The organism is Mycobacterium sp. 20KCMC460 (genome assembly GCF_022179425.1).
Classification (GTDB): Bacteria; Actinomycetota; Actinomycetes; order Mycobacteriales; family Mycobacteriaceae; genus Mycobacterium; species Mycobacterium kiyosense.
Genome location: NZ_AP025524.1, coordinates 1179204 through 1191162, shown reverse-complemented (window position 1 = coordinate 1191162; position 11959 = coordinate 1179204). Strand labels below are relative to the sequence as shown.

General features: G+C 68.2%; 13 protein-coding genes. 4 read left to right on the top strand and 9 right to left on the bottom strand.

Translation table 11 applies throughout. The annotated features are described in order from the left end of the window. Positions 1-78: 78 nt before the first annotated feature. Together MKCMC460_RS05505 and MKCMC460_RS05500 are read right to left on the bottom strand one after the other, a co-directional pair. Positions 79-774, bottom strand: a complete 696-nt coding sequence (locus MKCMC460_RS05505; protein ID WP_370653143.1) for a GDSL lipase — start codon at positions 772-774, stop codon at positions 79-81. Between the two features lie 94 nt (positions 775-868). Beyond that, positions 869-2125, bottom strand: coding sequence for an acyltransferase (locus MKCMC460_RS05500; RefSeq protein WP_309297857.1), 1257 nt, complete (start codon positions 2123-2125; stop codon positions 869-871). 261 nt (positions 2126-2386) lie between these two features. Between MKCMC460_RS05500 and MKCMC460_RS05495 the strand changes: the two genes are divergently transcribed. Continuing rightward, positions 2387-2827: an STAS domain-containing protein gene (locus MKCMC460_RS05495; protein WP_236980856.1), complete on the top strand. Its 441-nt coding sequence runs from the start codon at positions 2387-2389 to the stop codon at positions 2825-2827. A 13-nt stretch (positions 2828-2840) separates the two neighbouring features. On the opposite strand, the gene MKCMC460_RS05490 is transcribed toward MKCMC460_RS05495, so the two are convergent. The 7 genes from MKCMC460_RS05490 to MKCMC460_RS05460 form a co-directional block, all read right to left on the bottom strand. Then, positions 2841-3086, bottom strand: coding sequence for a hypothetical protein (locus tag MKCMC460_RS05490; protein ID WP_236980854.1), 246 nt, complete (start codon positions 3084-3086; stop codon positions 2841-2843). After that, the gene (locus MKCMC460_RS05485; RefSeq protein ID WP_236983777.1) at positions 3083-3655 is read right to left on the bottom strand and encodes a DUF3093 domain-containing protein; all 573 of its coding nucleotides are present in this window, start codon (positions 3653-3655) and stop codon (positions 3083-3085) included. Before MKCMC460_RS05485 ends, MKCMC460_RS05490 begins: the two co-directional genes overlap by 4 nt. An 11-nt stretch (positions 3656-3666) precedes the next feature. Next, a complete protein-coding gene (gene hemB / locus MKCMC460_RS05480) occupies positions 3667-4647 on the bottom strand; it encodes a porphobilinogen synthase (RefSeq protein ID WP_236980852.1) in 981 nt (326 codons plus the stop codon). Between the two features lie 91 nt (positions 4648-4738). Further along, on the bottom strand, positions 4739-6400 hold the full coding sequence (locus MKCMC460_RS05475) for a bifunctional uroporphyrinogen-III C-methyltransferase/uroporphyrinogen-III synthase (protein ID WP_238305382.1): 1662 nt from the start codon (positions 6398-6400) through the stop codon (positions 4739-4741). A 36-nt stretch (positions 6401-6436) separates the two neighbouring features. Then, entirely contained in the window at positions 6437-7384 is a 948-nt protein-coding gene (hemC, locus tag MKCMC460_RS05470; RefSeq protein ID WP_236983775.1) for a hydroxymethylbilane synthase, read from the bottom strand. 9 nt (positions 7385-7393) lie between these two features. Continuing rightward, a complete protein-coding gene (locus tag MKCMC460_RS05465) occupies positions 7394-8788 on the bottom strand; it encodes a glutamyl-tRNA reductase (protein ID WP_236980850.1) in 1395 nt (464 codons plus the stop codon). A gap of 89 nt (positions 8789-8877) precedes the next feature. Beyond that, positions 8878-9180, bottom strand: coding sequence for a glutaredoxin family protein (locus MKCMC460_RS05460; protein ID WP_236980848.1), 303 nt, complete (start codon positions 9178-9180; stop codon positions 8878-8880). 138 nt (positions 9181-9318) lie between these two features. On the opposite strand from MKCMC460_RS05460, the gene MKCMC460_RS05455 reads away from it, so the two are divergent. From MKCMC460_RS05455 to MKCMC460_RS05445, 3 genes are read left to right on the top strand one after another with little or no spacing between them, the layout of a single operon-like run. Continuing rightward, positions 9319-10221, top strand: a complete 903-nt coding sequence (locus tag MKCMC460_RS05455) for an HAD family phosphatase (protein ID WP_236980846.1) — start codon at positions 9319-9321, stop codon at positions 10219-10221. A 43-nt stretch (positions 10222-10264) separates the two neighbouring features. Continuing rightward, positions 10265-10765 (top strand): MaoC family dehydratase N-terminal domain-containing protein, encoded by a 501-nt coding sequence (locus tag MKCMC460_RS05450; protein ID WP_236980844.1) that lies wholly within the window; start codon positions 10265-10267, stop codon positions 10763-10765. A gap of 23 nt (positions 10766-10788) precedes the next feature. Then, on the top strand, positions 10789-11715 hold the full coding sequence (locus tag MKCMC460_RS05445; RefSeq protein ID WP_236980842.1) for a cyclopropane mycolic acid synthase family methyltransferase: 927 nt from the start codon (positions 10789-10791) through the stop codon (positions 11713-11715). Positions 11716-11959: the final 244 nt, after the last annotated feature.

Genomic DNA, 11959 nt, shown 5'->3' with positions numbered 1-11959 from the left:
GCGAATGCAACGGCACTGCAATTTTCGACACCGAAATCCACCGCGGGGTGGCACTCGCGGAAACGACGAATACGGCGATCACCGCGACAACTGGGTACGGACCAGCGGCGCGATCTTACGGGCCATATAGGCGTGCCCGGTGTCGGTGGGGTGCACGCCGTCGGCGCCGATCAGGTCCGGCCGATCGACGAACCAGCGGCGGTCCAACGGGTCGACGAACTCGGCGTCCACCGCCCGCGCCGCCGCATGCAGGATGTCCCGAATCCGCGATATCTCCTGCGGCACATCCGCCGACGGCCAGGGTGGTCCGATCACCAGCAGTCGCGCGGACGGCGCCAGGCCGCGCGCCCGGTCCAGCGTGTCCCGCACCCGGTCGGTGAGCAGCCCGGGATCGACCCCCTGGTCGTTTCGTGAGCCGAAGAACATCACCAGCACGTCCTCGGGCTTGACCGCGTTGGCGGTCAGGTCGAAGAACACGTGGCCGTGGTCGCCGACCGCGGCGTAGCCGGCCCTGCCCTCGGCGGCCACGTCGGCGTGGACGCGGGTGCCGCGCTGGGCCAGCTGCTGCCAGGCGCGGGCCGTCCACGCATTGGGCCCCAGCCCGCCCTCGTCGGTGCCGGTGGTGTACGAGTCGCCGATGACCGCGACGTGGTTCACCCGGAAATCGAAACTCGTTGTGCGGTAGGGCGACTCGCTGGCCGACGGCGACGGAGCCGGCGTCACGACAGCAACCGCAACCAGCAGACCAACGATCAGCGCCGCCAGCCGACCCACCACGATCTCCTCCCGCACGCCTCGAGCGACTGGAATAAATGGTAAGCGGATATCGCCGCGGACACTCGTCAACTCGCGGCGATCGGGGGACAACTCAGGTGGCCGCCACGGGGGGCGAAACCTCTTTCCGCGCAACATCGATGGGTTGGGCGTCGGTCTCCGGTGTCTGCTGCGGGTCGTGGCCCGCCGGGGTGGGCGGCGCGTCGACCATCCTGCGCATCCACCGGCGCGCCGGCTCCTCGACGCAGTGGTACAGCAGGATCGACAGCAGCACCGAGATGGCCAGCAGCCCGAAGATGTTCCAGCGCCACGGACTGTCCTGTTCCCAGGGCCGCAGCGCGAAGTTCACCACCGCCCACGTCCAGCTGGTGTGCACCAACTCGTGCACCATGTACAAGCAAAACGAGATCTCGCCGCCATACACCAGCCACCGGGTCGACAGCAGCCACGGCAAGCTGCCGAGGCCGACCGCCAGCGTGATCACCAGCGGAACGAACAACAGGTCAACCACGCCGCCGCTGTCGTACACGCCGGTGATCGGGAAATCCCGCAGCAGGTACAGGGTGCCGACGATCGCGGCGACCAGCAGCAGCGAAAGGTATCCGGCGATGCGCCGACCACGCTCACCCAGGCGCAGCCGGCGCACCGCGGCGCACGCGATGGCGCCCGCGGCGAACTGCGTCACGATCCGCGGCAGCCAACTCCACGGGGTGTAGAACACCCCGCTGGCCAGCAGCAGCAGCACCGGCGGCAGCGACGCCGCGAAGGCCATCAGCATCAGGCCGCGGGCCCGGGTGGCGTGCTGGATCCGGAAGATCACCAGCACCAGCACACCGAACAGTAGGTACGCCAACCATTCCGCGCTGATCGACCAGGCCGGCCCGTCCCAGCTGGACAGGTCGAAGTACGGCTGATACCAGAGCTGAATCAGCAGCACCTGGCGCACGTAGCTGATAGCGGTGAGCCGGCTCACGTCGGGCATCGGCGTATGGCCCACGTGCAGCGTGAGAATGAACCAGGCGGCGGCCAGGTGCAACGTCACCAGATACACCGGCCACACCCTGGCCAGTCGCAGCCACAGGAAGTGCAGGGTGGCGCGCAGCGACCACGACTGCCCCATCCGGTCCAGGTAGTTCCAGGTCAGCACGAAGCCGCTGAGGATGAAGAACAGGTCGACGCCCTGCGCGCCGCAGTTCAGCACCGGCGCCAGGTTCTCCCGCAGGTCGGGCGACAGGTCGGCCACCATCGGCCGGAAGTGAAAGAACACCACCCACAGCGAGGCGACGATGCGGAGACCCGTGAGGGCTTTGATCTCGCCCTTAATCTGACCCCTGAGTTCTCCGCTTTGCACGAGATTCTTTCCGCTGGACTCCGCTGCCTGTTCGACTACCAACTCGGCTGACCGGCAGCCAGAGCAGCCTAACAAGCGGCGCCCGCGCCACCGACGAGCGGCGGAGCCCACACGTCGGCTTGGTGCCGAAACCACAGATCACAGCTTCTTACCAAAGAATTAGACCCGGCTACCAGTACCTTTAGGTTTAGCGGGCACCTTAGAGACAGGTTTTGCTCGTCGTTTGTCCGAACGTCGAACGCCACGGGAATGGGGTGCCGAATGACCACCGCAATCACATCGCCGGTTCGCGGGAACGGAACCGTCGACTGCAGCGGCGCCTTCGTCCGGGCGCACTGTCGGCACCTCGCGACCGTGGTCACCATCCGCGGCGAGGTCGACACCGTCAACGTCGACCAGGTCAGCAGGCACATTCGGCGGTTCGTCGACGGCACCAACCCCGTGGTGCTCGACCTGACCGACCTCACCCATTTCGCTGCGGCCGGGATCGGGCTGCTATGCGCCCTCGACGAGGAGTGCCGGGCCGCCGGAGTGGAATGGACGGTCGTCACCAACCCCAGCTGCGACGCCCTGCTCGGCGACGATTCCGGTGAGTCACCGTTCCCGGTCTCCCGCTCGGTCCACCAGGCGCTGCGCAACCTGGCCGACGCCATCACCTGGCGGCGTCAGTCGATGCTGTCCCTGCTGAAGAAATCCGCTTAGTCCGCGAATCGCGTCAGCTCGGCACCCGTCGGGTCCGCCGCCACCGGGCCAGCCCGACGACGGCGAAGATCCCGGCGACCGTCGCCAACAACATCGTCAGCACCAGCTGCTGCGGGTCGTAGACCATCGACAAGGTCGACGGCTGCCCGTCAGCGACCGGGGCGACCACGACCATGGAACGCGTATGCCCCCAACTGACCCCGGTCGCCACCAACGCGGCACCCGCCAGCACCAGCTCGATGAAAACCCGCCCGCTCACAGCTGCGACTCGTCGTCGGTGACGTCGACCTCGTCGGCGAGCTCGGAAACGTAGGGGCCCATCCGTTCCTCGACGAGCGGAGTCAGCGCGTCCCGCAGGTGACGGTGCCGGCGCGCCCAGGCCTGCGCGGTGCGGCCACCGGTGAGCTTGATACCGATGCCCCGGCGACCGCGCGGCACCCCGACCAGCTCACCGAGTGCGCGCGCCGACTGCCACCTGGCCAGCGGTTTCCCGGAGACCACCGAGTTCTCGGGTTCGGGAAACACCTTGACGATCTCGCGCACCAGGATGGTCTCGGTGCCCTGCCGCAGCGCATCCTCGGTCAGCTCGACCGAAGTGTGGATGCGCGCCGCCTTGACCTGCAGCGCCACGAACGCCGACACCAACACCAGGAAGATCACCGGAACCAGATACGAGATCGCGACGTGGTTGCTCCACTGGATGTAGATCAGCGACAACGCCGACAACGGCCCTGCCAGCACCCAGTACCAGGTGGCGCCCGGTTCGTAGAACAACGGCGGCTTCTGGCTGGGCACCGTGGGCTCGTCGGGCTCCTGCGCTGCGTTCATGTCAGCCTCCGTCACGCCAGCCACCTCGCCGCCTCGGCGGCCCAGTACGTGAGCACGATGTCGGCCCCGGCGCGCCGGATGCTGGTCAGCGACTCCAACGCCGCGGCGCGTTCGTCGATCCAATTATTGGCCGCCGCCGCACAAATCATCGCGTACTCCCCGGATACCTGATACGCCGCCACCGGAACGGGCGACACGCTTGCTGCGGCCGCTACCACGTCGAGGTAGCTCATCGCGGGTTTGACCATCACCATGTCGGCGCCTTCGGCGAGGTCCAGTTCGATTTCGCGCAGCGCCTCGCGGCCGTTGCCCGGCTCTTGCTGATAAGTCCGCCGATCACCGGCCAGGCTGGAGGCCACCGCCTCGCGGAACGGCCCGTAGAACGCCGAGGCGAATTTCGCGGCATAGGCCAGCACCACGACGTCGGTGTAGCCGGCCGCGTCCAGGCCGTCCCGGATCGCCGCCACCTGACCGTCCATCATGCCGCTGGGCCCCACCACATGCGCACCTGATTGCGCTTGTGCCACAGCAAGTTTCACGTATTGGGCCAGGGTTGCGTCGTTGTCGACGCGGCCGCGCTCGTCCAGGACGCCGCAATGGCCGTGGTCGGTGAACTCGTCGAGGCAGGTGTCGGCCATCAGCACGGTGGCGTCGCCGAGATCCTTGGTCAGATCCCGCAGGGCGACGTTGAGGATGCCGTCGGGGTCGAGGCCGGCCGAACCGCGCGCGTCCTTGTCTTGTTCGCGGGGCACGCCGAACAGCATCAGCCCGCCCACTCCGGCGGCGACGGCCGCAGCGGCAGCGCTGCGCAGCGAGTCGCGGGTGTGCTGCACCACCGCGGGCATCGACGCGATCGGCCGCGGCTCGTCGATACCGTCGGCGACGAACATCGGCAACACCAAATGCCTTGGCTCCAAAGAGGTTTGCGCTACCAGGCGGCGAAGCGCCGGGGTGGAGCGGAGCCGGCGCGGGCGCTGCCGGGGGTAAGCCATCAGCGGTGCGTCCCGCGTGCGTTGACTCTGCGTTGCGGGCGGCGGTTACTCGCACTTTCGCGCCCGGTACGCAGAGTCAGCGCACGACGAGTCATCGCCGGCGGCTCTTCTTACGCGGCGGCGGCAGCGCACCCTCGGCCCGCAACCGCGCGGCATGTTCGGCCAGCGCGTCGACCAGCGGACCCACCGCGGCAGTCTCCGGCTGCACATCCACCCGAAGCCCGAACTCGGCCGCGGTCTCGGCCGTCTTGGGTCCGATGCAGGCGATGATGGTGCGCGCGTGCGGCTTGCCGGCGATGCCGACCAGGTTGCGCACGGTCGAGCTGGAGGTGAAGCACACCGCGTCGAAGCCGCCGGTCTTGATCATTTCGCGGGTGGACGCCGGCGGCGGCGCGGCACGCACCGTCCGGTAGGCGGTGACGTCCTCGATCTCCCAGCCACGCTCGCGCAGACCTTCGGCCAGCGTCTCGGTCGCGATGTCGGCGCGCGGCAGCAGCACCCGGTTCACCGGGTCGAAAATGCTGTCGTACGGCGGGAATTCGTCCAGCAGTCCCATCGAGGACTGCTCGCCGGACGGCACCAGCTCAGGGCTGATGCCGAAGGCGCGGACCCGGTCCGCCGTCGACTCGCCGACGCAGGCGATCTTGACGCCGGAGAACGCGCGCGCGTCCAGACCGAATTCGCCGAACTTCTCCCACACCGCGCGCACCGCGTTGGTGGAGGTGAACACCACCCACTGGAACCGGCCGTCGACCAAACCCTTGACGGCGCGTTCCATCTGGGCCGGGCTGCGCGGCGGCTCTACGGCGATGGTCGGTACCTCGATGGGCAGCGCGCCGTAGGACGTCAGCCGCTCGCTCATCTCGCCGGCCTGGTCCTTAGTGCGCGGAACCAGCACCGTCCAGCCGTACAGCGCGCGGCTCTCCCACCAGTTCAGCTTGGCCCGGCTGGCCACGGTCTTGCCGATGGTCACCACCAGCGGACCGGTCAGCGGACCGGCCGGGTCGGCGCCACCGCCCAGCACGGCCGGATCGGTCAAGCCCAGCAGCGTGGTCTCCACCGAGCGCTGCTGACAGGTAGTGCCCTGCGCGGTCACTACACACGGCGTGCTGTCGGCCAGTTCGTGGTCGATCAGGGTGCGCGCGGCGTCGGCCAGATGCGACGCGGTCGCCTGCAGGATCAGCGGGCCCGGGGCAGCGGCCAAAGCCTCCCAATCCACCTGCGGGTCGCGCACGTCGGCCACCGTGTGCGAGGAGCCCAACGGCAGCCCCGCGTAGGTCGGCACGGCGCTGCTGGGGGCCAGACCCGGCACGATCTCGACGTGCAGGTGGGTCCGTGCGACGGCGTTGACCTCGGTGATCACCGCATCGACCGCCAGCGGGTCGCCAGCCACCAATCGCACCACGTCCACCCCCAGGCGCGCCTCGTGCGTCAGCGTCTTGGCCACCTCCGTCGGGTCGCCCAGCGCGGGGCGGATATCCGGGCCGCTGGCCACTACCGCGGGCGGCGCCTCGGTGCTGGCGGATGTGGCGTCCGAGCCGGCCGGGGCCGGTTCGGCCGGCGCCGGTCCGGACACCGGCGGCAGGTCCTTGCCGATCAGCGCCAGCACCGGCTCCGGTACGTCGGGGTCGGTGAACACCAGCGCGGCATTGGCCAGCACCGTGGCCGCCCGGCTGGTCAAAAGACCGGGGTCGCCCGGACCAGACCCCACGAATGTGATGCGGCCCGGCCTTGGCTTACGCCCTCGCGTCATCGTTGTCGCTCCCACGTTTCCTTTTTCGAATCCCACTCAGTTTCGTTGCGCGGGGTCTTCCCGCGCTCCGGTCATCAGCTCTCTGGCGCCTAGCTCGAACAACTCCGCGGCAACCGAGAGTCCCAGCTCCCGGGCCCGATCGGTGCTGCCGATGCCCGACGCACGGATCACATCCGAGCCGTCCAGCGCCGCCACGCAGCCGCGCAGCGACAACTCCTCGAAGACCCGCCCCTCCTCGTCGATGGACTCGACCACTTCGGCGATCGCGCCCACCGGTGCGGAGCAACCCGCCTCCAATTCGGCGAGCAGAGCTCGCTCCGCGGTGACCGCCGCGCGGGAGTCGGCATCGTCCAACTCCGCCAACACCGCGACCAGGCTGCTGTCGCCGGCCCGGCATTCGACGGCGAGCGCGCCCTGAGCAGGCGCTGGCAACATCTGCACCGGCTCCAACGTCTCGGTGACGTCGTCGAGACGGCCTATCCGGGCCAGACCGGCCCGAGCCACCACGACGGCGTCAAGATCACCACTGCTTACCCTGTTCAACCTGGTATCTAGGTTGCCTCTTAGGGGGCGGATTTCCAAACCGAGACCCAGTGCTCTAAGCTGTGCCGCCCGCCGCGGGGAGGACGTGCCCACCAGCGAACCCGCGGGCAACTCCCCGAGCACCAACCCGTCGCGGGCCACCAGCGCGTCCCGTGGGTCGTTGCGCCGCGGTATCGCCGCGATGGTGAACCGGGGGTCGTCGGCGGTCGGCAAATCCTTGTGCGAGTGCACGGCCACATCGACGCGGCCGTCCTGCATGGCCTCGCGCAGCGCGGTGGTGAACACCCCGACCCCGAGCGTTTCGATCGGCGCCGACGACTGGTCGCCGACGGTGCTGATCGTCACCAGTTCCGCGGGATGGCCGTTGGCGATCAACGCGTCTCTGACGGTCGCGGCCTGGGTGGTGGCCAGCAGGCTGCCACGAGTGCCTATCCGGATCACATGCGCCAATCAGGACTCGGTCGAACGTTGCGGGGCGGATTGCTCGGGATCTTGCTCGGAAAAGCTGAAACTGCTTGGCATGACTGGCAATTCGCCGGCAGCGACAGCGTCGACCGCCGTCTGGTCCAGTTCGAAGAGTTCGCGTAGCGCCTCGGCGTAGCTGTCACCCCCGGGCGCGCTGGCGAGCTGCTTGATGCGCACCGTGGGCGCGTGCAGCAGCTTGTCGACCACCCGCCGTACCGTGCGGGCCACCTCGTCGCGTTCGGAGCTGTCCAGCCCTGGCAGCCGGTTGTCCAGGCGCAGCAGCTCCGCCTCCACCACGTCGGCGGCTCGTTGGCGCAGCGCGGTGACGGTCGGGGTGACCTCGGCCATCCGCTGCCCGACCAAGTAGGCGGCAACCTCGGCAGCCACGATGCCGCGGGCGGCGTCCACGTCGGCGGCCGCCGCGTGCGCGGACGGCTCGTGTTGCACCCGGTCGACGTCGACGACCAGGACGCCGGGCAGGCCGGCCACCGCGGGGTCGACGTCGCGGGGCATCCCGAGATCGCAGATGACCAGGGGGTTGACGGCCTCGTCGCGGCGGGTGGCGGTCAGCGCGTGATGCACGTCGGCCAACGACACCACCGGGCTGACCGCCCCGGTGCTGCTCACCACCAGGTCGGCGTCGGCGAGCGCCGCGGGCAGCCCGTCCAGGCTCGACGCGGTGGCCGGCACCCCCGACTCGGCCACCCGCGCGGCCAGCCGCTGCGCCCGGTTCGGCGAACGGTTCAGCACGTGGACCCGACCGATGCCGGCGCGGGTCAGGTGGGCGACGGCGAGCGCACCCATCGCGCCCGCCCCGACCACCACCGCGGTCTTGCCCCGCAGGGTGCCCAGCTTGGATTCGGCGATGCCCAGGGCCACCGACACCACCGAGGCGCCGGCGGCGTCGATCGCGGTTTCGGAATGCACCCGCTTGCCCACCGACAGTGCCCGCTGGGCCAGCTCGTGCAGCACCCGGCCGACGGCACTGTTGGCCTCGGCGGCGGCGTAGGCGCGGCGGACCTGACCGAGCACCTGCTGCTCGCCGACCACCGCCGAATCCAGCCCGCTGGCCACCGCGAACAGATGCTCGACGGCGGCCTCGCTGTAGCGGACGTAGGCGTGCTTGGTCAGGTCACCCATCGACATGCCGGAGAATTCGGCCAGCGCCTGCCCGATCACCGAAAGCCCGCCGTGGAAGGCGTCCACCACGGCGTACACCTCGACGCGGTTGCAGGTCGAGAGCAGCATGGCCTCGGTGACCAGGGGGGATTGCAGCATCTGGTCGACGATCTTGACCTGATCGGACTCGTCGATGCTGAGTTGTTCCAGGACGGAAACCGGCGCACTGCGGTGCGAAACCCCGAAGAGCAGGATGCTCACGGCAGCATCACCTGGCCCGCTCCCTTACAGCGTCGGAAAGTGAACGTCGGAAAGTGAACTTTGTCCACGGTAGTCGGTTCTGAGGTGGGCTACCAAATATCGCCGACGGTCCGCGACGTTCCCCGTGCCGCCAGATCCGCACGCAACCGCGGTTCGTCGACCTCCCAGTAGCTGTGCTCACGGCCGTCGAGCAGCACCACCGGCAGCCGGTCCCCGTATTCGGCCCGCAGCCCGGGGTTTCCGTCCAGCGCGGCGACGTCGACGTCGGTGCTGGACAGGTCGAAATCCAGTTCGTCGGCCAGCTCGGTCAACTGGGCGTGAATGCGCAGGCAGATCGCGCACCCGGCACGCGTCAGCAACTCCACTCGGGGGCGAGTCGGGGACGGGGTCATGGCCACCAGTGTGGCACCTCCGGCGGCCGGCGCCGCCCGATGCCGACAACCGAATCCCGTTGGCGGCGAGGCCGGATAGGGTTGGTGCCAGGCACGGGACCGGGTACCGGGCTAGACAGCGAATTGGGAGGTTTGGCGATGACTTCCTCCGACCCCGTGGACCGCACCGGTCGTATCGACCTGGAGGCGGTAGCGGCCAACGCCAGCGCCGAACGCGCCCTCGACGACCTGCATGCCGCCGACTCCGCCGACGATCGGCCGCCGCCGCCGGTGGACCTGACCGCCGCGGCGTTCTTCGACGTGGACAACACCCTGGTGCAGGGTTCGTCGGCGGTGCACTTCGGCCGCGGGCTGGCCGCACGCGACTATTTCACCTACCGCGATGTGCTCGGGTTCATCTACGCGCAGGCCAAGTTTCAGATTCTGGGCAGGGAGAACTCCGACGACGTTGCCGCCGGCCGGCGCAAGGCGCTGGCCTTCATCGAAGGACGGTCGGTCGACGAGCTGGTACGCCTCGGCGAGGAGATCTACGACGAGATCATCGCGGACAAGATCTGGCCGGGCACCCGCGAACTCACCCAGATGCACCTCGACGCCGGCCAGCAGGTGTGGTTGATCACCGCGACACCCTACGAGCTGGCGGCGACGATCGCCCGCCGGCTGGGCCTGACCGGCGCCCTGGGCTCGGTCGCCGAATCCGTCGACGGCGTCTTCACCGGCCGGTTGGTGGGCGACATCCTGCACGGCCCGGGTAAGGCGCACGCGGTGCGCTCCCTGGCCATCAGGGAGGGACTGAACCTCAAGCGCTGCACCGCGTACTCCGACAGCTACAACGACGTCCCGATGTTGTCGCTGGTGGGCACCGCGGTGGCGATCAATCCCGACGCCCGGCTGCGCAGCCTGGCCCGCGAGCGCGGCTGGGAGATCCGCGATTTCCGTACCGCCCGAAAGGCCGCCCGAATCGGCGTCCCGTCGGCATTGGCGCTGGGAGCCGCGGGCGGCGCGCTGGCGGCGCTGGCCTCCCGACGTCAATCACGCTGATAAGCTGCGCCGCTAGCAACGATTCGAGGGGAAAGCGGCGGGCATGACAGTTCCTCAGGGCGCCGAAGGCATCATCGGTAAGCACTACCGGCAGGAGGACTACTTCCTGGTCGGACGGGAGAAGATCCGGGAGTTCGCGCAGTCCGTCCAGGACGACAATCCGCTCCACTACGACGAAGCGGCTGCCGCGGAGGCCGGATACCCCGCGGTCGTCGCGCCGTTGACGTTCCTGGCCATCGCGGGACGCCGCGTGCAGTTGGAGATCTTCACCAAGTTCAGCATCCCCATCAACATCGCCCGGGTGATGCACCGGGACCAGAAGTTCCTGTTCCACCGGCCGATCATGGTCGGCGACAAGCTGCACTTCGACACTTATCTGGACTCGGTGATCCAGTCGCACGGGACCGTGCTGGCCGAAATCCGAAGCGAAGTGACAGACGGCGAAGGCAACCCGGTAGTCACCAGCATCGTCACCATGCTGGGCGAGGCAGCCCGCCACGATGCCGATGCCGAGGCGACCGTGGCCGCAATTGCATCCATCTGATATCGGCAGGTAGCGTCACTTTTATGACATCAGAGAGCAACCCGGGCGGCACCCAGCTGAAGCCGCCGGTAGAGGCCGTGCAGTCGCACTACGACCGTTCCAACGAGTTTTTCAAGCTGTGGCTCGACCCGTCGATGACCTATAGCTGCGCGTACTTCGATGAGAATCCGAACATCGATCAGCCGCAGACCAAGACGCTCGAAGAGGCGCAGTTCGCCAAGCGCAAGCTGGCGCTGGACAAGCTGAACCTCGAACCGGGGATGACGCTGCTCGACATCGGCAGCGGCTGGGGTTCGACCATGCGGCACGCCGTCGAGTACTACGACGTCAACGTCATCGGTTTGACGCTGAGCGAGAACCAGGTCGCCCACTGCGAAGCAAAGTTCGCTGAGATGGACAGCCCCCGCCGCAAAGAGGTGCGCTTGCAGGGCTGGGAGGAGTTCGACGAGCCGGTGGACCGGATCGTGTCGCTCGGCGCGTTCGAGCACTTCGCCGACGGTGCTGGTGACGCCGGATACGAGCGCTACGCCACCTTCTTCAAGAAGTACTACAGCCTGCTACCCGACGACGGCCGCTTTTTGCTGCACACCATCGTGGTGCCCACCGCCGAAGAGGGCAAGAAGATGGGCCTGAAGACCACGATGAGCCTGCTGCGCTTCATCAGTTTCATCTTGAAGGAGATCTACCCCGGCGGTAAGTTGCCGCAGGTCGAGCAGGTCGACCGCTACTCCACCGAGGCCGGCTTCAAGATCGAGCGCCATCACTTCATCGGCAAGAACTACGTGCCGACCTTGAACGCCTGGGCCGAGAAGCTCGAAGAGCACAAGGAAAAGGCCATCGAGCTCAAGGGCCAGGAGATGTACGACATCTGGCAGCGCTACCTGACCGGCTGCTCGGACCTGTTCCGGGACGGCTACACCAACGTCTGCCAGTTCACGCTGGTCAAGTAAACCCCGACGTTCGAAGAACGCCGCCGCGGTTGAGCGCGGCGGCGTTTTTACGTTGCTAAGGGCCGTTACGGTGAGGTCTGGGCGCTGCGGGTGTAGCGGCCTGGGCGGGTGTGCGGCCTGGGCGTCGCGGGTGCAGCCAAGGGTGTGAAGCTACGGCGTCCGGTGTGAAGCCAGGGCGTCCGGTGTGAAGCCTGGGCGTCCGGTGTGAAGCCTTGGCGCAAAATCCCCGGAAATCGCGCCCTGT

Coding starts and splice junctions, on each gene's coding strand:
- MKCMC460_RS05495 (WP_236980856.1), top strand. CDS start 2,387: ATGACCACCGCAATCACATCGCCGGTTCGCGGGAACGGAACCGTCGAC.
- MKCMC460_RS05485 (WP_236983777.1), bottom strand. CDS start 3,655: ATGAACGCAGCGCAGGAGCCCGACGAGCCCACGGTGCCCAGCCAGAAG.
- hemB (WP_236980852.1), bottom strand. CDS start 4,647: ATGGCTTACCCCCGGCAGCGCCCGCGCCGGCTCCGCTCCACCCCGGCG.
- MKCMC460_RS05475 (WP_238305382.1), bottom strand. CDS start 6,400: ATGACGCGAGGGCGTAAGCCAAGGCCGGGCCGCATCACATTCGTGGGG.
- MKCMC460_RS05460 (WP_236980848.1), bottom strand. CDS start 9,180: ATGACCCCGTCCCCGACTCGCCCCCGAGTGGAGTTGCTGACGCGTGCC.
- MKCMC460_RS05455 (WP_236980846.1), top strand. CDS start 9,319: ATGACTTCCTCCGACCCCGTGGACCGCACCGGTCGTATCGACCTGGAG.
- MKCMC460_RS05450 (WP_236980844.1), top strand. CDS start 10,265: ATGACAGTTCCTCAGGGCGCCGAAGGCATCATCGGTAAGCACTACCGG.
- MKCMC460_RS05445 (WP_236980842.1), top strand. CDS start 10,789: ATGACATCAGAGAGCAACCCGGGCGGCACCCAGCTGAAGCCGCCGGTA.